The 26,595-nt window shown below is 62.6% G+C and carries 30 protein-coding genes; 12 read left to right on the top strand and 18 right to left on the bottom strand.

Features of this window, described 5'->3' with window-relative positions; all coding sequences use genetic code 11:
* Positions 1-3: 3 nt before the first annotated feature.
* The 4 genes from UB48_RS21280 to coxB are packed head-to-tail and all read right to left on the bottom strand — an operon-like array spanning position 4 to position 4,269.
* Entirely contained in the window at positions 4-891 is an 888-nt protein-coding gene (locus UB48_RS21280) for a cytochrome c oxidase subunit 3 (RefSeq protein ID WP_045200702.1), read from the bottom strand.
* Between the two features lie 13 nt (positions 892-904).
* Complete coding sequence (locus tag UB48_RS21285; protein ID WP_038997842.1) at positions 905-1,474, bottom strand: cytochrome c oxidase assembly protein; 570 nt, start codon at positions 1,472-1,474, stop codon at positions 905-907.
* A 25-nt stretch (positions 1,475-1,499) separates the two neighbouring features.
* A complete protein-coding gene (gene ctaD, locus UB48_RS21290; protein ID WP_045200704.1) occupies positions 1,500-3,089 on the bottom strand; it encodes a cytochrome c oxidase subunit I in 1,590 nt (529 codons plus the stop codon).
* A 52-nt stretch (positions 3,090-3,141) separates the two neighbouring features.
* On the bottom strand, positions 3,142-4,269 hold the full coding sequence (gene coxB, locus UB48_RS21295; protein ID WP_045200706.1) for a cytochrome c oxidase subunit II: 1,128 nt from the start codon (positions 4,267-4,269) through the stop codon (positions 3,142-3,144).
* A 368-nt stretch (positions 4,270-4,637) separates the two neighbouring features.
* Here coxB and UB48_RS21300 point away from each other — a divergent pair, with 368 nt between their 5' ends.
* Positions 4,638-5,285, top strand: a complete 648-nt coding sequence (locus UB48_RS21300; RefSeq protein ID WP_045200708.1) for a hypothetical protein — start codon at positions 4,638-4,640, stop codon at positions 5,283-5,285.
* 12 nt (positions 5,286-5,297) lie between these two features.
* Here the strand turns inward: UB48_RS21300 and UB48_RS21305 are convergent, their stop codons facing one another.
* The 5 genes from UB48_RS21305 to prlC form a co-directional block, all read right to left on the bottom strand.
* A complete protein-coding gene (locus UB48_RS21305; protein ID WP_045200710.1) occupies positions 5,298-6,830 on the bottom strand; it encodes a SulP family inorganic anion transporter in 1,533 nt (510 codons plus the stop codon).
* Between the two features lie 189 nt (positions 6,831-7,019).
* Positions 7,020-7,739, bottom strand: a complete 720-nt coding sequence (locus tag UB48_RS21310; protein ID WP_045200712.1) for a carbonic anhydrase — start codon at positions 7,737-7,739, stop codon at positions 7,020-7,022.
* Positions 7,740-7,984: 245 nt separating this feature from the next.
* A complete protein-coding gene (locus UB48_RS21315) occupies positions 7,985-9,046 on the bottom strand; it encodes a PA0069 family radical SAM protein (RefSeq protein ID WP_045200714.1) in 1,062 nt (353 codons plus the stop codon).
* 97 nt (positions 9,047-9,143) lie between these two features.
* Positions 9,144-9,422 carry a YheV family putative zinc ribbon protein gene (locus UB48_RS21320; protein ID WP_045200716.1) on the bottom strand — a complete coding sequence of 93 codons (279 nt, stop codon included), beginning with the start codon at positions 9,420-9,422 and terminating at the stop codon, positions 9,144-9,146.
* Positions 9,419-11,470 carry an oligopeptidase A gene (gene prlC, locus UB48_RS21325; protein ID WP_045200718.1) on the bottom strand — a complete coding sequence of 684 codons (2,052 nt, stop codon included), beginning with the start codon at positions 11,468-11,470 and terminating at the stop codon, positions 9,419-9,421. Before prlC ends, UB48_RS21320 begins: the two co-directional genes overlap by 4 nt.
* Positions 11,471-11,561: 91 nt before the next feature.
* On the opposite strand from prlC, the gene UB48_RS21330 reads away from it, so the two are divergent.
* Together UB48_RS21330 and UB48_RS21335 are read left to right on the top strand one after the other, a co-directional pair.
* Entirely contained in the window at positions 11,562-12,110 is a 549-nt protein-coding gene (locus tag UB48_RS21330) for a gamma carbonic anhydrase family protein (RefSeq protein WP_045200720.1), read from the top strand.
* A 29-nt stretch (positions 12,111-12,139) separates the two neighbouring features.
* Complete coding sequence (locus tag UB48_RS21335) at positions 12,140-12,790, top strand: HAD family hydrolase (RefSeq protein ID WP_045200773.1); 651 nt, start codon at positions 12,140-12,142, stop codon at positions 12,788-12,790.
* On the opposite strand, the gene UB48_RS21340 is transcribed toward UB48_RS21335, so the two are convergent.
* Positions 12,739-13,920, bottom strand: a complete 1,182-nt coding sequence (locus UB48_RS21340; RefSeq protein WP_082075491.1) for an aminopeptidase — start codon at positions 13,918-13,920, stop codon at positions 12,739-12,741. The two genes, UB48_RS21335 and UB48_RS21340, sit on opposite strands and share 52 nt — an antisense overlap.
* Positions 13,921-14,004: 84 nt before the next feature.
* On the opposite strand from UB48_RS21340, the gene UB48_RS21345 reads away from it, so the two are divergent.
* Both UB48_RS21345 and UB48_RS21350 read left to right on the top strand, forming a co-directional pair.
* The gene (locus UB48_RS21345; protein ID WP_045200722.1) at positions 14,005-14,418 is read left to right on the top strand and encodes a hypothetical protein; all 414 of its coding nucleotides are present in this window, start codon (positions 14,005-14,007) and stop codon (positions 14,416-14,418) included.
* A gap of 53 nt (positions 14,419-14,471) precedes the next feature.
* Positions 14,472-14,885, top strand: a complete 414-nt coding sequence (locus tag UB48_RS21350) for a hypothetical protein (RefSeq protein WP_045200724.1) — start codon at positions 14,472-14,474, stop codon at positions 14,883-14,885.
* Positions 14,886-14,888: 3 nt separating this feature from the next.
* Here the strand turns inward: UB48_RS21350 and UB48_RS21355 are convergent, their stop codons facing one another.
* Both UB48_RS21355 and UB48_RS21360 read right to left on the bottom strand, forming a co-directional pair.
* A complete protein-coding gene (locus UB48_RS21355) occupies positions 14,889-15,122 on the bottom strand; it encodes a DUF1161 domain-containing protein (protein WP_045200726.1) in 234 nt (77 codons plus the stop codon).
* A gap of 73 nt (positions 15,123-15,195) precedes the next feature.
* Complete coding sequence (locus UB48_RS21360) at positions 15,196-15,621, bottom strand: OsmC family protein (RefSeq protein WP_045200728.1); 426 nt, start codon at positions 15,619-15,621, stop codon at positions 15,196-15,198.
* A gap of 186 nt (positions 15,622-15,807) precedes the next feature.
* Here UB48_RS21360 and UB48_RS21365 point away from each other — a divergent pair, with 186 nt between their 5' ends.
* A complete protein-coding gene (locus tag UB48_RS21365; protein WP_045200730.1) occupies positions 15,808-16,812 on the top strand; it encodes an LLM class flavin-dependent oxidoreductase in 1,005 nt (334 codons plus the stop codon).
* A gap of 39 nt (positions 16,813-16,851) precedes the next feature.
* Here the strand turns inward: UB48_RS21365 and UB48_RS21370 are convergent, their stop codons facing one another.
* Both UB48_RS21370 and UB48_RS21375 read right to left on the bottom strand, forming a co-directional pair.
* Positions 16,852-17,079 (bottom strand): DUF1161 domain-containing protein, encoded by a 228-nt coding sequence (locus UB48_RS21370; RefSeq protein WP_045200732.1) that lies wholly within the window; start codon positions 17,077-17,079, stop codon positions 16,852-16,854.
* Positions 17,080-17,183: 104 nt separating this feature from the next.
* Complete coding sequence (locus tag UB48_RS21375; RefSeq protein ID WP_010222667.1) at positions 17,184-17,399, bottom strand: dodecin; 216 nt, start codon at positions 17,397-17,399, stop codon at positions 17,184-17,186.
* A 153-nt stretch (positions 17,400-17,552) separates the two neighbouring features.
* On the opposite strand from UB48_RS21375, the gene UB48_RS21380 reads away from it, so the two are divergent.
* Positions 17,553-17,879 carry a YqjD family protein gene (locus tag UB48_RS21380; protein WP_045200734.1) on the top strand — a complete coding sequence of 109 codons (327 nt, stop codon included), beginning with the start codon at positions 17,553-17,555 and terminating at the stop codon, positions 17,877-17,879.
* Here the strand turns inward: UB48_RS21380 and UB48_RS21385 are convergent.
* Positions 17,876-18,772 carry a LysR family transcriptional regulator gene (locus UB48_RS21385; RefSeq protein ID WP_045200736.1) on the bottom strand — a complete coding sequence of 299 codons (897 nt, stop codon included), beginning with the start codon at positions 18,770-18,772 and terminating at the stop codon, positions 17,876-17,878. The genes UB48_RS21380 and UB48_RS21385 overlap by 4 nt on opposite strands.
* Positions 18,773-18,881: 109 nt before the next feature.
* On the opposite strand from UB48_RS21385, the gene trpB reads away from it, so the two are divergent.
* Positions 18,882-20,099: a tryptophan synthase subunit beta gene (gene trpB, locus UB48_RS21390; protein ID WP_045200738.1), complete on the top strand. Its 1,218-nt coding sequence runs from the start codon at positions 18,882-18,884 to the stop codon at positions 20,097-20,099.
* Positions 20,096-20,908, top strand: a complete 813-nt coding sequence (gene trpA / locus UB48_RS21395) for a tryptophan synthase subunit alpha (RefSeq protein ID WP_045200740.1) — start codon at positions 20,096-20,098, stop codon at positions 20,906-20,908. Before trpB ends, trpA begins: the two co-directional genes overlap by 4 nt.
* 106 nt (positions 20,909-21,014) lie before the next feature.
* Here the strand turns inward: trpA and UB48_RS21400 are convergent, their stop codons facing one another.
* Positions 21,015-21,344 carry a DOPA 4,5-dioxygenase family protein gene (locus UB48_RS21400; RefSeq protein ID WP_045200742.1) on the bottom strand — a complete coding sequence of 110 codons (330 nt, stop codon included), beginning with the start codon at positions 21,342-21,344 and terminating at the stop codon, positions 21,015-21,017.
* Between the two features lie 77 nt (positions 21,345-21,421).
* On the opposite strand from UB48_RS21400, the gene UB48_RS21405 reads away from it, so the two are divergent.
* Positions 21,422-22,039 carry an NAD(P)-dependent oxidoreductase gene (locus tag UB48_RS21405; RefSeq protein WP_045200745.1) on the top strand — a complete coding sequence of 206 codons (618 nt, stop codon included), beginning with the start codon at positions 21,422-21,424 and terminating at the stop codon, positions 22,037-22,039.
* A gap of 66 nt (positions 22,040-22,105) precedes the next feature.
* Positions 22,106-23,677: a SulP family inorganic anion transporter gene (locus UB48_RS21410; RefSeq protein WP_045200747.1), complete on the top strand. Its 1,572-nt coding sequence runs from the start codon at positions 22,106-22,108 to the stop codon at positions 23,675-23,677.
* On the opposite strand, the gene aroE is transcribed toward UB48_RS21410, so the two are convergent.
* Together aroE and hemF are read right to left on the bottom strand one after the other, a co-directional pair.
* On the bottom strand, positions 23,674-24,498 hold the full coding sequence (gene aroE, locus UB48_RS21415) for a shikimate dehydrogenase (protein ID WP_045200749.1): 825 nt from the start codon (positions 24,496-24,498) through the stop codon (positions 23,674-23,676). The two genes, UB48_RS21410 and aroE, sit on opposite strands and share 4 nt — an antisense overlap.
* Before the next feature lie 54 nt (positions 24,499-24,552).
* Positions 24,553-25,479, bottom strand: a complete 927-nt coding sequence (gene hemF, locus UB48_RS21420; protein ID WP_045200751.1) for an oxygen-dependent coproporphyrinogen oxidase — start codon at positions 25,477-25,479, stop codon at positions 24,553-24,555.
* 131 nt (positions 25,480-25,610) lie between these two features.
* On the opposite strand from hemF, the gene UB48_RS21425 reads away from it, so the two are divergent.
* Entirely contained in the window at positions 25,611-26,588 is a 978-nt protein-coding gene (locus UB48_RS21425) for an NADPH:quinone reductase (protein WP_045200753.1), read from the top strand.
* The last annotated feature ends 7 nt before the right edge of the window (positions 26,589-26,595 follow it).

Genomic DNA, 26,595 nt, shown 5'->3' on the forward strand with positions numbered 1-26,595 from the left:
CGGCTACAGCACGTAAACGAAGATAAACAGCCCCACCCAGACCACATCGACGAAGTGCCAGTACCAGCTGGCCGCCTCGAAACCGAAGTGTTTGTCGGCGTTGAAATGCCCGCGCAGGATGCGCACCAGCATCACGATCAGAATCAGGGTGCCCATGGTCACGTGGGCGCCGTGGAACCCGGTGAGCATGAAGAAGGTTGCGCCATAGATACCCGAACCCAGGGTCAGCCCCAGTTCGGTATAGGCTTCGTGATACTCGTAGGCCTGCAGCACCAGGAAAGACAAGCCAAGAAGGATGGTCAGCGCCAGCCAGGCCTTGAGTGGCCCGCGATGGTTCTTGCGCAGGGCATGGTGGGCGATGGTGATGGTGACGCTGGAGCTGACCAGCAAAATGGTGTTGATCAGCGGCAAGTGCCAGGGGTCGATGATGTCTTTGGGCGGCGGAAACAGTTTCGGGTCTGGCGTGTTCAGTAGCGGCCAGGAGAACTCGAAGTTCGGCCACAGCATGTGCGCCACGCCCTTGGCGCCGTCACCACCAAGCCAGGGTCCGGCCAGGTTGCGCACGTAGAACAGCGCGCCAAAGAAGGCGATGAAAAACATCACCTCGGAAAAGATGAACCACGACATGCCCCAGCGGAACGAGCGGTCCAGCTGCGGACTGTAGAGCCCGGCGCGGCTTTCCTTGACCACCGCGCCGAACCAGCCGAACAACATGTAGGCCAGGCACAAGGCACCGAAGAAAAAGATCCACGGCCCGTGGGACTCCGGCCGCCCGGCCTTGAGGTCGTTGAACCAGGTGCCGAGGCCGAACACAGTGATGAACATGCCGACCGTGGCAATGATCGGCCACTTGCTTTGCGCCGGTACGTAATAGTGCTCATGGGAAGCCATCGTGGTGTTCTCCTTATCGGGCGCCCTGTGCAACCGGGTCCGCCAGGTGTGCGACCGGCGGGTGGCGAGCGGTGATATCGAACAGCGTGTAAGCCAGCGTCAGGTGTTTCACATCCTTGGGCAGGTCACGGTCGACGATGAAACGCACCGGCATTTCGATGCGCTCCCCCGGCTGCAGCACCTGCTGGGTAAAGCAGAAGCATTCGGTCTTGTGGAAATACGCCGCCGCCTCGGCTGGGGTAATGCTGGGGATGGCCTGGGCGCTCATGGGTTTGTCGGTCGGGTTGCGAGCGATGAACACCATCTGGTTGACCGCCCCCGGGTTGACGTCGATCTGGTCGGCGGTGGAATAAAAATCCCAGACCATGTCGCTGGCGTTGGTCGACATGAACTGCACCTTCACCGTGCGGTTCAGGTCGCTGACCTGGGTGCCTTCGTACTGGCCGCCGGTCTTGCCGTTGATGCCGAACGCCTTGCACATCACGTCGTAGATCGGCACCAGGGCAAAACCGAAGGCGAACATCACCACGGTCAGCAGCATCAGCCGCCACACCAGGCGCTTGAGCGAGGTCCCTTCACTCATGGCTGCATCCTCAGGCCGAAGCGGTTCATTTCACTTCCGGTGGAGTCTGGAAGGTGTGGTAAGGCGCCGGTGACGGCACCGACCATTCCAGCCCTTCGGCGCCATCCCAGGGTTTGGCCGGCGCCGGAGCGCCGCCGCGAATGCACTTGATGACGATGAACAGGAAGAAGATCTGCGTGGCGCCGAAGGTGAAGGCGCCAATCGAGGAGATCATGTTGAAGTCGGCGAACTGCAGGTTGTAGTCGGGGATCCTGCGCGGCATGCCGGCCAGGCCGACGAAGTGCATGGGGAAGAAGGCCATGTTCATGCCGATGAACGACAACCAGAAGTGCAGCTTGCCCAGGGTTTCGTCGTACATGTGCCCGGTCCACTTCGGCAGCCAGTAGTAGGCCGAGGCGAAGATGCCGAAGATCGCCCCGGGCACCAGCACGTAGTGGAAGTGAGCCACCACGAAGTAGGTGTCGTGGTACTGGAAGTCCGCCGGAGCAATCGCCAGCATCAATCCGGAGAAGCCGCCGATGGTGAAGAGAATGACGAAGGCGATGGCGAACAGCATCGGGGTCTCGAAGGTCAGCGAGCCTTCCCACATGGTGCTCACCCAGTTGAACACCTTCACCCCGGTGGGCACCGCGATCAGCATGGTCGCGTACATGAAGAACAGCTCGCCGACCACCGGAATGCCGACCACGAACATGTGGTGGGCCCAGACGATAAACGACAGGAAGGCAATCGCGCCGGTGGCATAGACCATCGAGGTGTAGCCGAACAGCGGCTTGCGCGAGAACGCCGGGATGATCGAGCTGACCGCGCCGAAGGCCGGCAGGATCATGATGTACACCTCGGGGTGGCCGAAGAACCAGAACACATGCTGGAACAATACCGGGTCACCACCGCCAGCAGCGCTGAAGAAGCTGGTGCCAAAGTGGATGTCCATCAGCATCATGGTCACCACGCCCGCCAGCACCGGCATCACCGCGATCAGCAGGAAGGCGGTGATCAGCCAGGTCCAGACGAACAGCGGCATCTTCATCAGGGTCATGCCCGGGGCACGCAGGTTGAGGATGGTGGCGATGACGTTGATCGCGCCCATGATCGAGCTGATGCCCATCAGGTGGATGGCGAAGATGAAGAAGGTCACGCTTTCCGGCGCGTAGGTGGTTGAGAGCGGGGCGTAGAAGGTCCAGCCGAAGTTCGGTCCGCCACCGGGCATGAACAGGGTCGAGACCAGCAGCAGGAACGCGGCCGGCAACAGCCAGAAGCTGAAGTTGTTCATACGTGGCAGGGCCATGTCCGGCGCGCCGATCATCAGCGGGATCATCCAGTTGGCGAGGCCAACGAAGGCCGGCATCACCGCGCCGAAGACCATCACCAGGCCGTGCATGGTGGTCATCTGGTTGAAGAACTCCGGCTGGACGATCTGCAGCCCGGGCTGGAACAGCTCGGCGCGGATGACCATGGCGAACGAGCCGCCGAGCAGGAACATCATGAAACTGAACCACAGGTACATGGTGCCGATGTCTTTGTGGTTGGTCGTCAGCACCCAGCGCATCAGGCCCTTGGCCGGCCCGTGGGCGTGCTCATGACCGTGGCTGTGGTCGTCGATCACTGCGCTCATGTCCTGTCTCCTGCAGTCCGGTGGCGGGGGCGCGGATAGGCATCAACCCGGCTCATTTGCTTTCTGCCTGTTTGATCGCCAGCACGTCTTTTGGCGTGACCATATCGCCCTTGTTGTTGCCCCAGGCGTTGCGTTCGTAGGTCACTACGGCGGCGATATCGACTTCCGAGAGCTGCTTGCCGAAGGCGGCCATGGCCGTGCCCGGCTTGCCGTGGAAGACCAGGCTCAGGTGATCTTCCTTGGGTCCGGTGGCAATTTTCGAGCCCTTGAGCGCCGGGAACATCGGCGGCAGGCCCTGACCTTCGGCCTGGTGACAGGCCACGCAGGTGGTGTGGTAAACCTTGTCGCCGCGCTCGACCAGCTCTTGCAGGGTCCATTCCTTGCTGGTCAGCTCCTTGAGCTTGGCCGCCTCGGCCTTGCGCTCGCCGAGCCAGGTGTCGTAGTCGGCCTTGGACTTGACTTCGACCACCACCGGCATGAAGCCGTGGTCCTTGCCGCACAGCTCGGTGCACTGGCCGCGGTAGATGCCGGGCTTCTCGACCCGGGTCCAGGCTTCGTTGACGAAGCCTGGAATGGCATCGCGCTTGACCGCAAAGGCCGGCACCCACCAGGAATGGATAACGTCGGCGGCGGTGACCAGGAAGCGCACCTTGGCACCCACCGGCAGCACCAGCGGCTGGTCGACTTCGAGCAGGTAGTGCTCGTCCTTGGGCGCTTTGTTGTGGATTTGATCGGCGGGGGTAGCCAGGTTGCTGAAGAACTCGACATCCTGGCCCAGGTATTTGTAATGCCATTTCCACTGGTAGCCGGTGACCTGGATATCGACGTCCGACTCGCTGGCATCGTAGATATCGATCAGGGTCTTGGTCGCCGGAATGGCCATGGCCACCAGGATCAGGAACGGCACCACCGTCCACATGATCTCGACCCAGGTGTGCTCGTGAAAATGCGCGGGCTGCTGGCCGGTGGAACGACGGTGGATGATCATCGACCAGAACATTGCGCCAAAGACCACCAGGCCGATGATCACGCAAATCCAGAAAATGGTCATGTGCAGGTCGAACACTGCGTTGCTGACTTCAGTCGCCCCTGGCGCCATGTTCACGGTCCAGGCGGCGTGCGCCTGACCGAATACCGACCACAACAGGAGGCCCATCCAGACATGTGGATGTCGCATCATTGCGGGTTCCCCTTATCGTTCTTGTTATCCCGGAGGCGTGGACCTACGGCTAAGGGTACGGCGGCCAAGACTGCGAACTTCGACGACCGAGCCCCTGCGAACTGCAGTCGGGCCTCATCAGCGAATCACTTTCAAACCGGAGTATAGACAGCGACCCCGGCGCCGCAATGCGCACAGGGAAAACATCGGCAGAAGTTGAACGTTTGCGCGCAAAGCCGCTAATTACCTGGCTTGAGGCACAATGATGGCATTTAGATATAATTGGCGAATATTAAGTTGTTAATGGTTATGCCAAATGCGTCTTAGGCATTTTCAGAACCGAGCTACCTTATGTCTTCCGTTTGTCACGCCTTTACCCTGGAGTTGTCATGAACATCGCCGCTTTGCGCGAGCAGATTACCCGTGCCCGTCAACATGAGACCGAAACCGGCCAACTGAAAACTCAACTGGAAAACCAGCTACCCCACCTGCACCCTTCGATCCATCTGCCAAAGGCCGATGCCCAAGGCGCCCTGGTGCGCTTCGTCGACGCCTATATCGATCAGGTACCGGAACTGCTGGAGGCGGCCAACGAGGTTGCCCGCGAAGCCGGCATCGAGTCGCAGATCAAACCGGTGCTGAAAATCGCCGAGCAGTACTTCCTGCAACCGCCCGCCATCACCGATACCCACCTCGGCCTGGGCTGCCTGCTGGATGAGGCCTACCTGGCCCATCGCCTGGTGGAAGAAGTTAACGACTTGTACATCAAGCACTTCAACCAGCCGCTGATCCCGCTCGACACCACTGTGGCCAACCTGATCGCCCACCAGCTGATCGGCGAGCAGTTTGCCAACCAGCTGGATGAAGTGGTGCACCACTCGGTGGACGAGATGCTCAACGAAGAAAGCTTTGCCCTGGAGTCGGTCGAGCAGTACCGCGACAAGCTCAGCAGCCCGAACACCGGCGAAGCCTGGAAGCGCTGGCCGTGCCTGTCGCGTCAGCTGGGTGTGGGCCTGGAGCTGGATCAGTCGGCTTAAGGCTGATTCGGTTCAAGCCCCCAACCCGGCGGTTGTCCGCACCCGCCCTTCGACCCGGCGCTTGAGCCGCCGCTGCTCGATCAGCAGCCGCGAGCCCTTGCCGGCATTGGCCCGGCCCCAGTCCTCGAGCAGCTCCAGGCAGGAGTGGTCGATGTAGCTGAGGTTGGCCAACGGCACGTGCAGGGTGGTCCCGGGCGGAATGCCTTCCAGCACCTGGGCCAGTGCCGGCACCTTGAGAAAGGTCGCCGCACCGCTCAGGCGCAGTTGCATATGGCCCGGTTGATCAAGGCTGGCCACGCTGATTTTCAGGCGTGCGGCCTTGAGCGCAAGCTTCAGCAGGGTCAGGGCAAAACCGAGCAGTACGCCGGTCAGCAGGTCGGTGAAGATGATCGCCAACGCTGTCGCCGCATAGGTGAACATCGGCATCCGGCCATACCGCCCCAGCCCGCGAAAGGCCTTGAAGTCGACCAGCTTGATCCCGGTGTAGACCAGCACACCCGCCAGGCTCGCCACTGGAATCTGCTGCAGCACGCTGCTGAGCACTACCACGAAAGCCAGCAACCAGACCCCATGCAGGATCGCCGACAGGCGCGTTTGCGCCCCGGCCTGGACGTTGGCCGAGCTGCGCACGATAACCCCGGTCATTGGCAGTGTCCCCAGAACGCCACAGAGCATATTGCCCAGGCCCTGGGCCGACAGTTCGCGGTCAAAGTCCGAGCGCTGGCCGTTGTGCATGCGATCGACAGCGGCGGCAGATAGCAGGGTTTCGGCGCTGGCGATAAAGGCCAGGGCAAAGGCGGCGACCAGCAGGTTGGGGTCGGCCAGGTGGAGCAGGTCGGCCGGGCTCAGCCAGTCGATGGCTTCGCTGAGGTTAGCCGGCACTTCGACGCGGTTCACCGGCAATGCCAGCCAGATGCTGATCGCGGTCATCAAGGCCACGCCTAGCAAAGCCCCAGGCACGAAGCGCAGCGACTGCGGGCGCAAGCGCTCCCACCCCCACATGATGGCGATGGTGCCGAGCCCGAGCGCACCGGCCTGCCAGCCGTTGCCCGGGCTTTCTAGCGGCAATGCCTGGGCCAGGGTCGCCGGAAAGCCCAGCAGGTTGGCCAGGCCCGAAGGTTGCGGGGCGCTGTCGAACATCACATGCACCTGGGACAAGACAATCAGCACGCCGATACCGGCGAGCATGCCGTACACCACCGCCGGCGCCGTGACCCGGAACCAGCAGCCCAGGCGCAAACGGCCGGCGAGCAGTTGCAGCAGGCCGGCCAACAGCAGGATCGGGCCGAGCATCGCCACGCCATGCTGGCGCACCAGTTCGAACACCAGCACCGCCAGGCCGGCGGCCGGACCGCTGACCTGCAACGGCGAGCCGGCCAGCCAACCAACGACGATACCGCCGATGATCCCGGTGATCAGGCCCTTGGCCGGTGGCATGCCCGAGGCGATAGCGATGCCCATGCACAAGGGCAGGGCGACCAGAAACACGACTACTGACGCCAGTAATTCACGCGGCAAGGCCGCTTTCACTTGTGTCTTGTTCACCCTGTTACTCCTTCTCTCACGTTTCATGGCCATTCCAATGGCCGCTGGCACAACCCCTGACTTACGCGCAGCCGCATACCGCCAGCGGGCGCCGGCACGGCAATCAGGGAGATTCAAGGCAGCCGATGACCAGGCCGCACCAGGCAGGTGCAGCCGTCAATCAGCGATTCGCGGGGGTGTCAGGGACGCTTAGTAGCGGCCTTTGGGGGTGGCGCAGGGGATCGGCTGGCCTTGGGCAAGCGGCAGGAAGCTGTCGCTGGCGGCGTCATAGGCCTCGATCTGGCTGGTTTCGATGTCGTAGATCCAGCCATGGATATACAGCTGGCCGGCTGCCAGGCGCGAAGCCACCGACGGGTGAGTGCGCAAGTGGTGCAGCTGGGCGATGACGTTTTCTTTGGTCAGCACCTGCATGCTTTCATGCTCGCTGCCACAGGAGCAGTTGTCTTCGACCACCGTGCGGGCGACCTCGGCATGGCGCAGCCAGGCTTTGACCGTCGGCATTTTCTCCAGGCTCTGCGGGTTGAGCACCGCGCGCATGGCGCCGCAATCGGAGTGGCCGCAGACGATGATGTGGTGAACACCCAGGGCCAGCACCGCATATTCGATGGCGGTGGACACACCGCCGTTCATCTGCCCGTAAGGAGGCACGACGTTACCGACGTTGCGAGTCACGAACAGGTCGCCAGGGGAGCTCTGGGTAATCAGCTCGGGCACGATGCGCGAGTCGGCACAGGTGATGAACATCGCACGGGGCTTTTGCGCGGTGGCGAGTTTCTTGAACAGCTCTTGCTGCTCGGGAAAAACGTCATGATGGAAGCGCAGGAAGCCGTCGACGATATGCTTCAGAGCGGCATCGGCGCTCTCGGCTGGGGCTTGCGGGACAACCTTGGATGGGTCCTTGACGGGCATGATTCATCCTCTTTGACGGTTTTGGGTTAAGTCCATTTTACCGGGTTGATGATTCAAACGGCGTATGACAGTTGGATGAAATACGCGCGCCAACCATCACATCAGTTGTTGACTGAATTCCTACGCTACTCGGCGAAACTTAACTCAAACTGAATTGCGAGGCTCTAGAACGGGCGTTCCAGAGATTCAAAGAGGTGTCTGGATAATAGCAAAAAAACATTAATGGCCAATACCCATTAATGAAATCAGAGCAGCGACATCTGCCCGCCTGGAGGACAAAACGCTGTGCAATCAAGCGCGTAGCCTTCGCGCCGATTCAGCCCCAGGCGGCGGATCGCCTTGCTGAAGCGTTGCGCCAGCAACTCGGCAAATACCCCCTCGCCGCGCATGCGCGCACCGAAGCGGCTGTCGTACAACTCACCACCGCGGCTCTGGCGAATCAGGCTAAGGACATGATTGGCCCGTTGGGGGTAATGGTCCAGCAGCCATTGCTCGAACAGCGGTGCCACCTCCAGCGGCAGGCGCAGCATCATGTAGGCCGCGTTCAGGGCGCCGCTGGCCTTGGCCGCCTCGAGCAAGTGCTCAAGCTCGCTGTCGTTGATCATCGGGATCATCGGCGAACACAGCACACCCACCGGCACACCGGCCTCGGCCAGCACCCGGATCGCCCGCAGACGTGCCTTGGGCGCCGCTGCCCGTGGCTCCAGCGTACGCTTGAGCTCGTCGTCCAGGGTGGTCAGGCTGATCATCACCTGTACCAGATTCTGCCGGGCAAGCTCGGCGAGCAGGTCCAGGTCGCGCAGAATCAGTGAGCCCTTGGTGACGATGGTGACCGGGTGCCGGTAGCGCAACAGCACTTCGAGCAGGCGCCGGGTCAGTTGTTGCTCGCGTTCGATGGGCTGGTAGGGGTCGGTGTTGGAGCCCAGGTTGATCGGTGCGCACACATAGCCAGGCTTGCTCAGTTGCTGTTCGAGCACGGCGGCAGCGTTGGTCTTGGCAATCAGCTTGGTTTCGAAGTCGAGCCCCGGCGACAGATCCCAATAAGCGTGGCTGGGCCGGGCATAGCAGTAGATACAGCCGTGCTCGCAGCCACGATAAGGATTGATCGAGCGATCGAAGGGCAGGTCGGGCGAGTTGTTGCGGGTGATGATGGTCTTGGCGGTTTCGATGCGTACTTCGGTACCCTGGGTCAGGGGCACTTCCTGGTACCAACCGTCATCCTCGGCCACCGAGCGATTCGGGGCGAAGCGGTTATGGGGATTGCTCGCGGTGCCACGACCCCGCACCGGCCCTTGAGGATTGAACATGAAAAACCCCGGATACTGTTTTTATATACAGTACACGGGGCTAGTGTTCGATTCCAGTACCGCTGGGCGCCAGCGGAAAATGCTGGCGCTGGCGCGTTTACTCGGTTGTCTTCTTCAACTTCGGATTGGGGAAGAACTGCACCGTCTGCACCGTGGTCGCGGCAGGTTTCACCTCGACCTTGTTGACCCGCGTACCCAGTTCCTTGGGCACCGACAGCCCTTGCTCGTTAAGGGTGTCAGAAAAACCGCAGGCCACACATTCCCGGTGCGGAACGCTGTCTTCGCTCCACATCATCAGTTTGTCCGGCTCGCTGCACGCCGGGCAGACCGCCCCGGCGATAAAGCGCTTTTTCGTTACCACAGGCCCATCACTCATGCCGCCACTTCCTCACTCAGGCCACTGTGGCGCAAGAGTGCATCGATTGACGGCTCGCGGCCACGGAAGTCGACGAACAGCAGCATCGGCTCCTGGGAACCGCCACGGGCCAGGATCGCTTCGCGAAAGGCGCGGCCGGTGTCGGCATTGAGCACGCCTTCTTCTTCGAAGCGCGAGAAGGCGTCGGCCGACAGCACTTCCGCCCACTTGTAGCTGTAGTAACCGGCTGCGTAGCCACCGGCAAAGATATGCGCAAAGCTGTTAGGGAAGCGGTTGTACGCCGGTGGGCGCATGACCGAAACCTCGTCGCGCACGCCTTCGAGCACTTGCAGCACGCTGCGGCCGTCGCCGTGGCTGGCATGCAGTTCGAAGTCGAACAGCGAGAATTCCAGCTGGCGGACCATCATCAGCCCGGACTGGAAGTTCTTCGCCGCCAGCATCTTCTCCAGCAAATCCTGGGGCAGGGCTGCGCCAGTTTCGTAGTGGCCGGAAATCAGCGCCAGGCCTTCAGGCTCCCAGCACCAGTTTTCCATGAACTGGCTCGGCAGCTCGACCGCGTCCCAGGCCACGCCGTTGATACCGGAGACACCGGCATGCTCGATGCGGGTCAGCAGGTGATGCAGGCCATGGCCGAATTCGTGGAACAGGGTGGTGACTTCGTCGTGGGTCAGCAACGCCGGCTTGCCGGGGGCGGCCGGGGTGAAGTTGCACACCAGGTTGGCCACCGGGCTCTGCAGCTGGCCGTCAGCGGTCAGGCGACGGTCGCGGGCGCCGTCCATCCAGGCACCGCCACGCTTGTTGGCGCGGGCATAGAGGTCGAAGAAGAAGCGCCCGACGTGCTGGCCGTGCTCCTTGATTTCGAACAGGCGCACGTCCGGGTGCCAGCTGTCGAAGCCCTTGAGTTCGGCAATTTCGATGCCGTACAGGCGCTGGACGATGGTGAACAGGCCGCTCAGCACCTTGTCGATCGGGAAGTAGGCGCGCAGGGTTTCCTGGGAAACGCTGTAGCGCTGTTCACGGAGTTTTTCCCCGTAGAAGCCGCTGTCCCAGCTCTGCAGGTCCGGGCAACCCTGCTCGGCGGCATAGGCCTTGAGCTGGGCCAGGTCCTGGGTGGCAAACGGCTTGCTGCGCTTGGCCAGGTCACGCAGAAAGCTCAGCACCTGGTCGCTGGACTCGGCCATCTTGGTCGCCAGGCTCAGCTCGGCGAAGTTGGCGTAACCGAGCAGCTCGGCCAGCTCCTGACGCAGGTCGAGAATCTCGGCCATCACCGGGCCGTTGTCGAACTGGCCGGCATTCGGGCCCTGGTCGGAGGCGCGAGTGCAGTAGGCGGCGTAGATTTCTTCGCGCAGGGCGCGGTCTTCGGCGTAGGTCATTACCGCGTAGTAGCTGGGGAACTCCAGGCTGATCAGCCAGCCGTCGAGGCCCTTGGCCTGCGCCGCGGCGGCCATTTGTGCTTTGGCCGAATCAGTCAGGCCGGCAAGCGCCGCTTCGTCGCTGACATGCTTGGTCCAGGCCTGGGTGGCGTCTAGCAGTTGGTTGGAGAAACGGCTGCCCAGCTCGCTGAGCTTGCTCTGCACTTGCGCGTAACGCTGCTGCTTTTCGGCCGGCAGGTCGATACCCGACAGGCGGAAGTCTCGCAGGGCGTGTTCAAGAATAGTTTTTTGTGCCACATCGAAGCCGGCAGCTTCGGGGCTGGCGATCAATGCCTCATAGGCCTGAAACAGCTCGCGGTTCTGGCCCATTTCGGTGGCATACGCGCTCAACGCCGGCAAGCAAGCCTCGTAGGCTTCGCGCAGTTCGGCGCTGTTGCACACGGCATTGAGGTGGCTGACCGGGCTCCAGGCGGCGCCCAGGCGGTCGTTGAGTTCGTCCATGGCCAGGATCAGGCCGGCCCAGCTCGGGCTCTTGCCCTGGGCCTTGAGGATGTCGGCAATGGCTGTACGGTTGTCGGCCAGGATCTGTTCAATCGCCGGCTGCACATGCTCGGCACGGATCGCCGAGAAGGGCGGCAAGTCATAAGACTGCAGAAGCGGGTTGTTCGCACTCACGGTTAAACACCTTGGCAGAAGAAACACTTCCCCATCTTAATTACAATCGACGCCGACCGCAGCCCTATCCATACCAAAGAGAATTCCTATCATGGCCATCCGTAGCTTCCAGCATCACACTCCCAGGCTTGGCGAACGCGCCTTTGTCGACCGCAGTGCCGTGGTACTGGGTGATGTCGAGATCGGTGCCGACAGCTCGGTGTGGCCATTGACGGTGATCCGCGGCGATATGCACCGCATCCGCATCGGTGCGCGCACCAGCGTGCAGGATGGCAGCGTGCTGCACATCACCCATGCCGGGCCGTTCAACCCGGACGGCTTCCCGCTGCTGATCGGCGATGAGGTAACCATTGGTCACAAAGTCATGCTCCACGGCTGCACCCTGGGCAACCGCATCCTGGTCGGCATGGGCAGTACCATCATGGATGGCGCCGTCGTCGAAGACGAAGTGATCATCGGCGCTGGCAGCCTGGTACCGCCGGGCAAGCGCCTGGAAAGCGGGTTTCTGTACGTCGGCAGCCCGGTCAAGCAGGCCCGCGCCCTGAGCGAGAAGGAGCGCGCGTTCTTCCCCTACAGCGCCGGCAACTACGTCAAACTCAAGGACCAACACCTGGCCGAAGGCTATCACCTGCCCGAGTGAACCTGTCCACCGCCTTATTCGAGACCGCCATGCACCAGCAAAACATCCTCTTTGACCTCGACGGTACCCTGACCGACCCGCGCCTGGGTATCACCCGCTCGATCCAGTACGCACTGGCCAAGCTGGGCATCGACGAGCCGGACCGGACGCGCCTGGAACACTTCATCGGCCCGCCGCTGCTGCAGGCCTTCATGCAGTTCTATGATTTTGATGAGGCCAAGGCCTGGGACGCGGTGAATTTCTATCGCGAACGCTTCAAGGTCACCGGCCTATACGAAAACCAGGTGTTCGACGGCGTCAGCGAAATGCTCGAAACCCTGCAAGGGCAGGGCCGCACCCTGTATATCGCCACCTCCAAACCTTGGGAGTTTGCCCGCAAGATCGCCCGCCATTTCGACTTCGCCAAGCACTTCAAGGTGATCTACGGCAGCGAGCTGGATGGCACCCGTACCAACAAGGTAGAACTGATCCGCCACCTGCTGGCCGAAGAAGCCCTGGACCCGGCCCACACCCTGATGATCGGCGACCGCAAGCACGACCTGATCGGCGCCCGCAGCAACGGCCTGGAAGCGGTAGCGGTGGGGTATGGCTTTGGTAGCCATGAAGAGCTGACGGCGGAGCAGCCGGCCTACCACTTTGCGACCTTGGCACAACTGCACCAGGCGTTCCAGCGCGGCTGAGACCCTATCGCGGGGCAAGTCGGGTCGCCGCACCGCCGCTCCNGGCGGTGCGACGACTCGACTTGCCCCGCAATGCTTTTCAGCGCCTGCTGACGCTGCTCAAGGGGTAGCCGCCCGAATGCTTCTACTCGCTGATAAAACACCTGCCAATCGCCGCCCACCTCGGCAAACAGCTGGGCAAACGCCGGCACCCACTGGTCGTACAGACCAAACGGCAACAACTTGGCATTGTTCATCGGCGCATTGATCCAGGCGTCATAGCGTCCGACACCGCCCCACTGGTTATCGCGCAAGGCCCGGTATTCACGGCGCAAGCGTTCGAATTCGGCCTGCTTGCCCGCACGCTTGGCGGGTTCGGTGAGCGGCGCCGCATACAACGCCTTGAGCCGTTCGCGACTGGCCAGGACCAGGGCGACGAACTGCTCGCGCTGTTCGCTGCCATCTTCGACCAGCGTTGGCAGGCCCCGCGCCGCGCGCCATTGGCGAGTGCCTTCCTGCTCGACAAAAGTGGCGAAGGACTCGTTGAACGCAGTGTCGTCCTGGACATAGACGCGTTGATGGGCCAACTCATGAAAGATCACCGTGGCCAGGCGTTCATCACCCCAGCCAAGCATGGAGCTGAGGATCGGATCGTCGAACCAGCCCAGGGTCGAATAGGCTTCGACACCGCCGACATAGACATCCAGCCCTTGTTGTTTCTGCAGCGCAGCCGCCCCGCGCGCGGCGCCCTGGTTGTAATACCCACGGTAGGCAACGCAGCCGGCAATGGGGAAGCAATGGGTCTGCGGCTCCAGCGACAACTCGGGTGTGGCGAATACGTTCCAGACCACGAAGGGCCGGCCGATATCGGCATAAACCCGATAGCTGCGGTTGTCCGGCAGCTTCAACTGCGCGCTGGCGAAGGCGCGAGCTTGCTCGGCGTGCAGCAACTGCTGGCGCAATTTACTGTCGGTGGCCGGGTCTGCTACCAGCTCGGCAACCGGCTGGCGCGCCTGCAACAGCTGCCACTGACCGCTGGCCAGTTGCCCGTAGTAACTGACACTGGCACAACCGCTCAGCAGCCCGATGGCCAACAAGGGAACCAAGTAGCGAAAAAGACGGTCGAGTGCCCCATGACTTGAGCGCAACAAAAGAAATAGTCGAAGCATTGGTGTCCCGTATCCGCTCAAGTACTCATCCGCTTCAAGACTATCCTGCCCGGCTGGAGTTTTGCCATGCGTACACTACTCGTCGTCAGCACTGTTGTGCTTCTGTCCGGCTGCGCCGGCCTTCCTGCGCCTGACCCCAACCAGGCCTGGATCGACCTTGCCCCTGGTGAGGACGACACCTTGCACGCCGTCGAAGTAGACGAGCGCGCCTGGGCCGACAAACGCTATTTCGAAGTACCGCCAGGCAGCCATGAGCTGACCGTGCGCTATCTGTTTGCGGTCACGCCAAGCAATATCGGCCCGGTCGACGAGCCACTGTGGCGCGATTGCCAGCTCAATGTGAAATTCAAGGATTTCAGTGCCGGCCAGCGCTACCAGCTTGAGGCCGGCAGCATCGGCTTCCGCCCCTGGGCCAAGCTCTATGACGAACAGCGCAAAGTGGTCGGCAAAGGCCAGCCGGCGGGCTGCCAGCGTACCTAAAGGCGTGAATGGCGCTATGCTTATGCTTTGTAACCCGCACGTCGGAGTTCGCCATGCGCCAGCCTGTGATGCTGCTCGCAATCAGTACCCTGGGAGCTTGCGTTAGCCCCCTGCCACCTGTGGATAACAAACAGGCCTGGGTCGACCTCTACACCATCACGCCGGGCAAGACACTGATGGCCGAACGGCTCGATGGCAAACGCCTGACCGATGGCCGGTTCTTTCAGGTGACGCCCGGTGCCCACGAGTTGGTGGTGCGGTTCGACTACGAGATCTACTCCGGTGGATTCAGTACCGACCCGACCGAGCGCACCTGCTACCTGACCATCAAGTTCGCGCATTTCAAGGCCGGCCAGCGCTATCGCCTGGAAGCCCGGGCCCCGGCCATGCAGCCCAGCGCCTACCTCTATGATGCCCAGCGCAAGATGGTCGCCGAAGAGTCCAACGACGTCTTCTGCACCCCCTGAGGCCTAGCGATCGTTCTTTTGGTAAATGATCTTCTTGGTGCCGCCTTCACAGCTGCCGACCACCATGTTCTGGTCGTGGACCTCGTCATTCTTGACGATTTCCAAGGTGTAGGAACTCACGTTGTTGGCCTGGATCTTGGCTTCGATCTCGGCCTTGAGCTCTTCACAGGGTTTCGGCGCGGCCAGCGCAGCGGTTGCCAGCAGCGAAGCCAGCACAGCGATTGCAACACGGATCATGGGACAGCTCCTTGTGGCGGCAGTCGTTCTACCGACCCTCATTTGACCACAAGAAGCGCGCCCCGGTTCTGCCTTAACTCAGCAGCGTCGCATCCAGGCTGATTTTCGCGTTGAGCACTTTCGACACCGGGCAACCGACCTTGGCCTTGTTGGCAATCTCAAGAAACTGCGCTTCGCTAGCCCCGGGGACCTTGGCCTTGAGGATCAGGTTCACGGCAGTAATGGCAAAGCCATCCGGCAGTTTGTCGAGGGTCACTTCAGCAATGGTATCGATGCGTTCGGCGGTCAAGCCGGCCTCACCAAGCATCATCGACAGGGCCATGGAGAAACAGCCGGCATGCGCCGCGCCAATCAGTTCCTCCGGATTGGTACCCGGCTGGCCTTCGAAGCGGGTATTGAAGCCATAAGGGTTCTGCTTGAGAGCGCCGCTTTCAGTGGAAAGCAGGCCCTTGCCATCCTTCAAGCCACCTTGCCAGATAGCTGATGCTGTCTTTTTCATAAAGCCTCCTGAGCTCCCTGGGGCGCGGGATATCGCGCCTTGCCTTAATTTCAGAGAGCCCCGGCGCAGGCAAGTTCAGAAGGATTACAAGCCCCGGCATTGATTCCTGCAGATGTGCCCATACAGAGCTAGAAAGGCCGTTGGATTGTTTGCGGCCACTCGACTGCCCAGGAGGCGCCAACGCCCATGAAGCAACTTGCCGATATCAAGATTTCCACCCTCGACCTGGTGCCAGTACGCGCCGACAGCGGCCCGGCGCAGTCCCTGCGCAACTCGCTGGACCTGGCGCAACACGTCGAGAAGTTTGGCTACAACCGCTTCTGGGTGGCCGAGCACCACAACATGGATGGTATCGCCAGCTCCGCAACCTCGGTGCTGCTCAGCTACCTGGCCGGTGGTACCTCAACCATTCGTGTTGGCGCCGGCGGGGTGATGCTGCCCAACCATGCGCCACTGGTGATCGCCGAACAGTTCGGCACACTCGCCAGCCTGTATCCCGGGCGAATCGACCTGGGCCTGGGCCGCGCGCCGGGCTCCGACCAGATGACCGCCCGCGCCCTGCGCCGCGAACGCTCGGGCAGTGCCGACGACTTTCCCGATGACGTCGAAGAACTGATGCGCTACCTGGGCCCGCGCACGCCGGAGCAGAAGGTCATTGCCGTGCCGGGTTACGGTACCGAAGTGCCGATCTGGCTACTGGGTTCGAGCCTGTTCAGTGCACAACTGGCCGGCATGCGCGGTTTGCCCTACGCCTTCGCCTCGCATTTCGCTCCACGTTACATGCACGAGGCGATTCGCGTGTACCGCAACCACTTCAAGCCCTCGGCGGTGCTCGACAAGCCCTACGTGATGCTTGGCGTACCACTGGTGGCGGCCGAGACCGATGAACAGGCCGACTACCTGGCCACCTCGGTGTATCAGCGCATCCTCGCCCTGATGCGCGGGCAGAGCCTGGTGCAACGCCCGCCAGTGGAGACCATGGACGGCCTGTGGCTGCCGCATGAGCGGGAAGCGGTGGGCAGCTTCCTGGGCCTGGCGATGGTCGGCAGCCCGCAGAAAATCCGCGCCAAACTGGAGGTGTTGCTGGAGCAGACCGAGGCGGATGAGCTGATCTTCACCTGCGACCTGTATGAGCATGCCGACCGCATACGCTCTTATGAGCTGCTGGCGCAGACAGTGCTGGGCAACTGAGGGCCCTATCGCGGGGCTTGCCCCGCGATGGATTCAACACTATCGCCCGCGCTTATAGACTATTTCCTTGGTGCCGCCTTCGCAGCTACCCACGACCTTGCCGTCTGCGGCAGCGCCTTTATCGACAATCTCCAGCGAATAGCCGCTGACACCCTTGGCGTCCAGCTTGGCTGCTATTTCGCCCTTGAGCTCTTCACATGGCTTGCCGGCTGCCAGCGCGGTACCGGCCAGCGTCATCAAACCTATCGCTACTACCAACTTCTTCATCGATCGCTTTCCTTGTTCAGATCAAAATAGAGAAGGGCGCCAGGCAGGCCGGGCGCCTCAGGACTGTGTAACGCAATTGACCCGCACAAGCCAGTGTCGCCGCATCAGCTGTTGACGATGCGAAAGCCCACTTTGAGCGTGACCTGAAAATGCGCGGCCTTGTTGTCCTTGATATGGCCTCGGGTGTCGACCACCTCGAACCACTCAAGGTGCTTGATGCTCTTGCCTGCTTCGGCCAGGGCATTGTTAATCGCCTCTTCGATAGAGGTGGGCGACGAGCCGACCAGCTCGATTTTCTTGTAGGTGTGATGATCAGACATAAGCAATCTCCTTTTTGAATGTGAGATAGAGCCTAGCAGCGCCGGGCTGTTTTACCTGCGAGGGGTAAATGCCGTTAAAAGTTCGACTGCACTTTCCCAGCAGCCTGTAGTCGGAACCTACACAGCTCAACTCAACCTCGAAGGAGAGTCACCATGGCCAACACCTCGCTGCGTAAAGCTTCGCTGCAAAGCATGGAAGCGGAAATCGAAAGCCTGCTCAAGTCACTGGAAAGCCTCAAGGACGATGCCTCGGATGAGTCGCGCAAAACCCTCAAGACGCTCAAGGGCAACGCCGAGAATGCCCTGCGCCATTCGCGCAGCCTGCTCAGCGATGCCTACGAAGAAGTAAAAACCAAGACCCGCGAGACTGGCCTGGCCACCCGCGATTACGCCCAGGAACACCCGTGGACCACCGCCGGCGTCGCCGTTGGCGCCCTCGGTTTGCTGGCCGCCTACCTGATGTGCAAACGCGGTAACTAAGCGGCCTGGCGCGCAAGCTCCGCGCGCAACCAGCCGGCCAATTGCTCGGCGCGCCCGTCTGCGGCGCGTCGCGGCACCCACAGGGCCAGCGCGGCCTGGGTTTCGCAAAAACCCCATGGCGCCGCCAGGCGCCCGGCGCGCAAGTCGTCGGCTACCAGCGGTTGCGGCGCAATCGCCACGCCCAGCCCTGCCACTGCAGCCTCCAGCAAGTAATACAAATGCTCGAAATCCTGCCCGTAACGCAGCGCCTGCGGGTCGATACCTTGCTGCGCCGCCCAGCTTGGCCAGGCTTGCGGGCGCGAAGTGGTCTGCAACAGGGTTTGCGTCAGCAACGCCTCGGCTGGCGCCTGCTGCAAGCGGCTGAACCCGGCAAAGTGCGGGCTGAGCACCGGGCCAATACACTCCTGCGCCAGCACATGCACTTGCATATCCGCAGGCCAGGGCGGCTCGGCAAACACCAGCAAGGCATCCAGCCCTGGGCGACGCGGGTCGAGATCACCTTCACCGGCCGACAGGTGCAGGCGCAGTTCCGGCAAATCCGCTTTTAATCGCCCCAGCCGTGGGATGAACCAGCGCGCCAGCAGGCTGCCGGAGCAACCGAGGACGAACGGCGCATCGGCGCCGCTCTGGCTGATGTCTGCACACGCGCCGCGCAAGCGCTCGAAGGCATCACTACTGGCATCGCGCAAACGCATCCCGGCATCTGTGAGTTTAAGGCCACGTCCTTCCTTAACGAACAAGGCCACCCCAAGGTGTTCTTCGAGCACCTTCAATTGCCGGCTGACCGCGCCGTGGGTAACGTGTAGCTGTTCGGCCGCCTGGCTGACGCTATTGAGCCGGGCAGTGGCTTCAAAGGCCCGCAGGGCATTGAGTGGGGGCAGGTCCTGGCGCATGACGTGTGAGTTTTCCTGACAGGTTGTCGCAATCTTATCGGTTTTCAGTTGCGCGTGTCGTGGTTAGAGTAAAGCCATTCCCGACTTCACTACCGCCCTGGAGCGACCCATGACCCAGACCAACTTCCGCGCCGGCCCCGATGCCAATGGCCTGTTTGGCGCATTCGGCGGCCGCTACGTGGCAGAAACCCTGATGCCGCTGGTGCTCGACCTTGCCCGCGAATACGAAGCAGCCAAAGCCGACCCGGAATTTCTCGAGCAATTGGCGTACTTCCAGCGTGACTACATCGGCCGCCCGAACCCGCTGTACTTCGCCGAACGCCTGAGCGAACACTGCGGCGGTGCAAAGATCTTCTTCAAGCGTGAAGAGCTCAACCACACCGGCGCGCACAAGGTGAACAACTGCATCGGCCAGGTGCTGCTGGCCAAGCGCATGGGCAAAAAACGCCTGATCGCCGAAACCGGCGCCGGCATGCACGGCGTGGCCACTGCCACCGTCGCCGCGCGCTTCGGCCTGCCTTGCGTGATCTACATGGGCGCCACCGACATCGAGCGCCAGCAAGCCAACGTGTTCCGCATGAAGCTGCTGGGCGCCGAAATCGTTCCGGTCACCGCCGGCACCGGCACCCTCAAGGACGCGATGAACGAAGCCCTGCGCGACTGGGTCACCAACGTCGACGACACCTTCTACCTGATCGGTACTGTAGCGGGCCCGCACCCGTACCCGGCAATGGTCCGCGACTTCCAGTCGATCATCGGCAAAGAGACCCGTGAACAGCTGCAAGCCAAGGAAGGGCGCCTGCCCGACAGCCTGATCGCCTGCGTCGGCGGCGGCTCCAACGCCATGGGCCTGTTCCACGACTTCCTCGATGACGCCAGTGTGCAAATCATCGGCGTCGAAGCCGGTGGCCACGGGGTCGACACCGACAAGCATGCCGCCAGCCTCAACGGTGGCGTACCGGGCGTGCTGCACGGCAACCGCACCTACCTGCTGCAGGATGCCGACGGCCAGATCACCGACGCCCACTCGATTTCCGCCGGCCTCGACTACCCCGGCATCGGCCCGGAACACGCCTGGTTGCACGAAGTGAAACGCGTCGAGTACGTCAGCATCACCGACGACGAAGCCCTGGCCGCGTTCCACACTACCTGCCGCCTGGAAGGCATCATTCCGGCCCTGGAAACCTCCCACGCCCTGGCCGAAGCGATCAAACGCGCACCGACCCTGCCCAAGGATCACCTGATGGTGGTGTGCCTGTCCGGGCGCGGCGACAAAGACATGCAAACCGTGATGAGCCATATGGCCGCCCAGGAGAAACAGGCATGAGCCGTCTTGAACAACGCTTCGCCGAACTGAAGGCCGAAGGCCGCTCGGCACTGGTCACCTTCATCACCGCAGGCGACCCTGGCTACGACGCTTCGCTGCAGATCCTCAAAGGCCTGCCGGATGCTGGCGCCGACGTCATCGAACTGGGCATGCCGTTCACCGACCCGATGGCCGACGGCGTGGCAATCCAGCTCGCCACCCTGCGCGCCCTGGACGCCGGTCAGACCTTGGCGAAAACCCTGCAAATGGTTCGCGAGTTCCGCGTCGACAACCAGACCACGCCGATCGTGCTGATGGGCTACTACAACCCGATTCACCGCTTTGGCGTCGAGGCCTTCGTGGCTGAAGCCAAGAAAGTGGGCGTGGATGGCCTGATCATCGTCGACCTGCCGCCGGAGCACGACGCCGAGCTGGCCACCCCGGCCCAGGCCGCGGGCATCGACTTCATTCGCCTGACCACCCCGACCACCGACGACGTGCGCCTGCCGCGCGTGCTGGAACGCAGCTCGGGCTTCGTCTACTACGTGTCGGTTGCCGGTGTTACCGGTGCGGGTTCTGCGACCACTGAACACGTCAGCAGCGCCATCAAGCGTCTGCGCCGGCACACCGACCTGCCGATCAGCGTCGGCTTCGGTATCCGCACGCCAGAGCAGGCTGCGGCGATTGCCAGGCTGTCGGATGGCGTCGTGGTCGGTTCGGCGCTGGTCGACAAGATAGCCAATGCGGCCACTGCCGAGCAGGCTGTGGGTGATGTGCTCGAGCTGTGCTCGGCGCTGGCCCAGGGTGTGCGGGGTGCACGCAAGGCCTGATCCCTGTGGGAGCGGCGGTGCGACGCCTCGACTTGCCCCGCGATTGCGGTCCATCAGACAGATCGCAAATCGCGGGGCAAGCCCGCTCCTACCCCGGAGCTGTAAACTACTTGAAAATCGTCAGATCCAGCGGCCGCACCGCCCCCATCCAGATCGCATGATCACGATGATCGGCCAGCTCGTCACCAGTCAACGGATGCAGAAACACCACCAGCCCTTGGCGATATAACGCCAGCCAGGGCAGCACCACCCCCACCACTTCAGGCCCGAAGGCCAACTGGCAGCTCCAGTCCGGGTGCGGCCCGACCGGCTTCTGATGCATGCGCCCCATGGTCACCGGAAACAGCCGAGCGGCTTCTTCGCACAACTGGCGAGCCTGCTCCAGGGTGCTGGCGTCATAGTAGATATGCGCGTGATAGCCCTTGATCCTTTGCACGAAAACTCCTTAATCGCAACGAACCTGCGCCTGGCTACGCGGGTCAAACGATCACCCGTTGCCAATGGAGTGATCTGGTGAAAAATGCCGAAACCCCAGTGTTCAAACTGGTCCTGCTTGGAGGTTTGAGCAGCCTGGGCAGCGCCCTGATGGCCGAATTGCTCAAGCGCCAGCATGAGGTGATCGCCGTGGTCGATGATCTCAATACCCTGGCACCGCGCCCCGGCCTGCACTTCAAGACCGGCGGCCTCGATACTGCCGATCAGGCCGAACAAAGCGTGGCCGGCGGCTCGGCGGTGGTCTGCCTGTTGCCAGCACTGGCGCCCGATGACTTTGCCACGCAACTGCGCATGAGCCAGGCGCTGATCGCCGGCATGTCCCGCACCACTATACGCCGGCTATTGCTGGTGGGCGATTTCACCGTACTGGAGCAAAGCGAGGGGCACAATCGGCAGCAACGGGCCTGCGCCGAACGGATCGTCGACCTGTTGCAGCGCAGCCCGCTGCACTGGACCCTGATCAACACCCCGCAGCAAGTTGCCGGCCTGGGCATCGAGCACTTTCACCAGACCCATGGCACCCTCGAGCCGGGCCTGGCCGAACCACTGCAACGCCTGGCCCGAGTGGCAGCGGCCATGGTCGATGCCCTGGAGCTCAAGCTGCACCATGGCGAGCATGTGAACTTTGTTTTCTGACGCGGCTTGCACCCGAGCGCCCGACATCGCACCCTGAACAGCTTCCGCCTGCAATAGAGAGTGCTCATGGCCTGGCCTGACCGCCATCGACTGCTGCCGTTTCTCACCTGGTTGGCGCGCCAGACCGGGGCCAGCGTGCGTCGCGATCTGCTGGTGGGCCTGAGCGGGGCGATCCTGGCCCTGCCGCAATCAATCGCCTATGCCCTGATTGCCGGGCTGCCCGCCGAGTACGGGCTGTACGCAGCGATCGTACCGGTGATCATCGCCTGCCTGTGGGGCTCGTCCTGGCACCTGATCTGCGGGCCGACGGCGGCAATCTCGATTGTCCTCTATGCCAGCGTCAGCCCCCTGGCAGTTGCGGGCAGCAGTGACTACATCACCCTGATCCTGCTGCTGACCTTCCTCGCCGGGGTGTTTCAGTGGTTGCTGGGGCTGCTGCGCTTCGGCGCGCTGGTCAATTTCGTCTCGCAGTCGGTAGTGCTGGGTTTCACCCTCGGTGCTGCGCTGGTCATTGCCCTCGGGCAATTGCCCAACCTGATGGGTATCGACTTGCCCAGCCAGGCCACCGCCCTGAAGACCGTGCAAAACCTGCTGGCGCATGCCCCGGAGGTGGATTGGCCCTCGTTGTTGCTGGGGCTGGGTACGCTGCTGCTGGGTATTGCGTTGAAGCTGTTGCAGCCGCGCTGGCCGGGCCTGTTGATAACTCTGGCGGTGGCCAGCGTGCTGGTCTGGCTGCTCCCAGGTGTTTTCGGCCATGTGCAGTTGGTGCCCGGTTTCATCGGTCAGCTTCCACCGATAAGCCCCTTGCCGCTGCTGGACCTGGAGCTGATTTTGCGTCTGCTACCCAGCGCCGTGGCGGTCGGCATGCTTGGCCTGGTTACCAGCCTGTCGATTGCCCGCTCGCTGTCAGCACGCTCCGAGCAACTGATCGATGCCAACCAGGAAATCCGCGCCCAGGGCCTTTCAAACATGGTCGGGGGATTTTTCTCCGGCTACCTGTCATCCGGTTCCTTCACCCGCTCCGGGCTCAGCTACGAGGCCGGCGCCCGCTCGCCCCTGGCCGGAGTGTTTTCCGCCCTGTGGGTAACGTTGTTTGCAGTAGCAGGGGCAGGGCTGATCGCGCATATTCCGATCCCGGCCATGGCCGGCAGCATCCTGCTGATCTGCTGGGGCCTGGTCGATCATCGGGCGATCCGCGCGCTGTTTCGCGTCAGCCGTTCGGAATTCCTGGTGATGGCCCTAACGGCAGCAGCAACACTGTTGCTCGAGCTGCAAACGGCGATCTACGCCGGGGTGCTGGCGTCGCTGTTCTTTTACCTCAAACGCACCTCACGGCCACGGGTGCAGCAGTCCCGCGAAGGGGATGCCGACGTGTTGCGGGTGGGCGGGTCGATCTTCTTCGGCGCCAGCCACTACCTGCAGGTGCGCCTGCAGCGTTGCCAAGGGCCGCAGGTGGTGATCGATGCCCGGCAGATCAACTTCATCGATTATTCCGGGGTCGACATGCTTCATCGCGAAGCGCGCCGCCTGGGTCGTGCTGGCGGCAGCCTGACGCTGCGCCGGGCGCGGGCGCAAGTGATCGAGGAGTTGCACAAGCTGGAGGGGGCAGCGCACTGCCCGATCCGCTTCGAAGATTAGCCGCGCGCCAGTTGACGGCGCAGTTCGTCGAGCACCGGCGCGGTGTCGGGGCGCACGCCGCGCCAGATGTAGAACGCCTCGGCGGCCTGCTCGGCAAGCATACCCAAGCCATCGAGGACCTTGGCCGCCTTGTGCTCGCCGGCCCAACGGCAGAAAGGCGTAGGCTCCTTGCCATACATCATGTCGTAGCACACGGTCTTGCCGGGCTCGATCAGGCTGGCGGAAATCGGCGGCAGCTCGCCGGCAAGGCTCGCTGAGGTGGCGTTGATGATCAGGTCGACCGGCTCTTCAAGCCAGTCGAAGCCGCTGGCAGCCACCGGCCCCAGGTCGGCGAATTCACGGGCCAGTCGCTCGGCTTTTTCCACCGTGCGGTTGGCGATTACCAGCGAAGCCGGGTTGTGCGCCAGCAATGGCTCCAGCACCCCGCGCACGGCACCGCCGGCGCCGAGCAACAGGATGCGCTTGCCAGTCAGTTGCACCCCGGCATTGACGGTAAGGTCGCGGACCAGGCCGGCGCCATCGGTGTTGTCGCCCTGCAAGGTGCCATCGGCGAGCTTGCTCAGGGTATTTACCGCCCCCGCGCGCTGGGCCCGTGGGGTCAGGCTATCGACCAGGCGATAGGCTTCTTCCTTGAACGGCACGGTGACGTTGGCACCCAGGCCCTGCTTGAAAAAGCCCTGGGCGCACATGCTGAAGTCATCCAGCGGCGCCAGCAGGGTGCTGTACTCCAGTTGCTGGCCGGTCTGGTCGGCGAACAGGCGATGGATCAGCGGTGATTTGCTGTGGCCGATCGGGTTGCCGAATACAACGTACTGGTCCATTCAGGCGGTTCCTGGGTCAAGGTCGGGCAGGGCCGGAAAGTTATCCACAACGGCTCAGTGGCTGGCCTTGGCCTCACCAAGCCAGTCACGGTCCTGCAGGAAATACTCGGTCAGGCGCGCTTCTTCGCTGCCTGGCGCGGCCTTCCAATCGTACCCCCAACGCACCTGCGGTGGCAGCGACATGAGGATCGATTCGGTACGCCCGCCCGATTGCAGGCCGAACAGCGTGCCACGGTCGTAAACCAGGTTGAACTCGACATAACGGCCGCGTCGGTATTCCTGGAACTCACGCTGCTCGGCGCTATAGGGCTGGTCTTTACGGCGCTGGATGATCGGCAGGTAGGCCTCGACATAGGCATCGCCGATGGCGCGGATGAAAGCGAAGCAGGTGTCGAAGTCCCACTCGTTGAGGTCATCGAAGAACAGACCGCCGATGCCGCGTGGCTCGCCACGGTGCTTGAGATGAAAGTAGCGGTCGCACCAGGCCTTGTAGCGCGGATAGACATCGGCACCGAACGGCGCACAGGCGCGCTCGGCGACCTGGTGCCAGTGCACGCAGTCTTCTTCGTTGCCGTAGTAGGGGGTCAGGTCGAAGCCGCCGCCAAACCACCAGACCGCTTCTTCGCCTTCTTTCTCGGCGATGAAAAACCGCACGTTAGCGTGGGAAGTCGGCACATGCGGGTTGTGCGGGTGGATCACCAGCGACACCCCCAGGGCTTCGAAACCGCGCCCGGCCAGTTCTGGTCGATGAGCACTGGCCGACGGCGGCAACCCGCTGCCGAATACGTGGGAGAAGTTCACACCGCCTTTTTCGATGACCTTGCCGTCGCCGATCACCCGGGTCCGCCCGCCACCGCCGGCCTCGCGCGTCCAAGCATCCTCGACAAAACGGGCGCCGCCGTCTTCGTTTTCGAGGGCGGTGCAGATACGGTCTTGCAGGTCGAGCAGGTAGGCTTTCACGGCCTCGGTGCGGCTAGTCATCAGGTCACCTGGAAGCGGGCTAAGGCAAATTCGGCGCGTAGCATACCACCGGCGGCGGGCTGGCCGCAGTTGACGGCGATCAAGCAAAGGCGTCCGATAGGGGTTTTCCCGCTAGCTTCAGGAGAGTGCAGATGGCCAAGCGTATCCAGTTCAGCCAGCATGGCGGCCCCGAAGTCCTGACCCTGGTCGACTTCGAGCCGGCAGCGCCCGGCCCGCAGCAGGTTCGCGTGCGAAACCAGGCGATCGGCCTGAACTTCATCGACACCTACTTTCGCAGCGGCCTCTATGCTCCGCCGTCGCTGCCCTCCGGGCTGGGTACCGAAGGCGCCGGGGTGGTCGAGGCGGTAGGCGAGCAGGTCAGCCGGCTCAAGGTTGGCGATCGCGTCGCCTACGCCGGCGGCCCGCTCGGAGCCTACAGCGAAGTGCACGTGCTGCCCGAAGCCAATCTGGTCAAACTCCCCGACAGCATCAGCTTTGAGCAGGCGGCGGCGGTGATGCTCAAGGGCCTGACCGTGCAGTACCTGCTCAAGCAGACCTACGCAGTGCAGCCGGGCGAGACCATTTTGTTCCACGCCGCCGCTGGTGGCGTCGGTTCCCTGGCCTGCCAATGGGCCAAAGCCCTGGGCGCCAGGTTGATCGGTACTGTCAGTTCTGCCGAGAAAGCCGAGCGGGCCAAGGCCCTGGGCGCCTGGGCAACCATCGACTACAGCCGGGAAGACGTCGCCCAGCGAGTGCTGGAGCTGACCGACGGCAAGAAATGCCCGGTGGTGTACGACGGCGTTGGCCAGGACACCTGGCTGACCTCACTGGACTGCCTGGCGCCGCGCGGGCTGATGGTCAGCTTCGGCAATGCCTCAGGGGCGGTGAGCGGGGTCAATCTGGGAATACTGGCGCAGAAGGGCTCGCTGTATGTCACCCGGCCAACCCTGGCCAGCTACGCCAACAACGCCGAGAACACCCAGGCGATGGCCGACGACCTGTTTGCGATGATCGCCAGCGGCAAGCTGGCTGTGGATATCCACCAGCGTTATCCACTGAGCGAGGCGGCCAAGGCGCAGAGCGAGCTGTCGGCGCGCAGGACAGTGGGGTCGACGGTGTTGCTGCCTTGAAACAGTA

It is taken from the genome of Pseudomonas sp. 2(2015) (genome assembly GCF_000955865.1).
Classification (GTDB): Bacteria; Pseudomonadota; Gammaproteobacteria; order Pseudomonadales; family Pseudomonadaceae; genus Aquipseudomonas.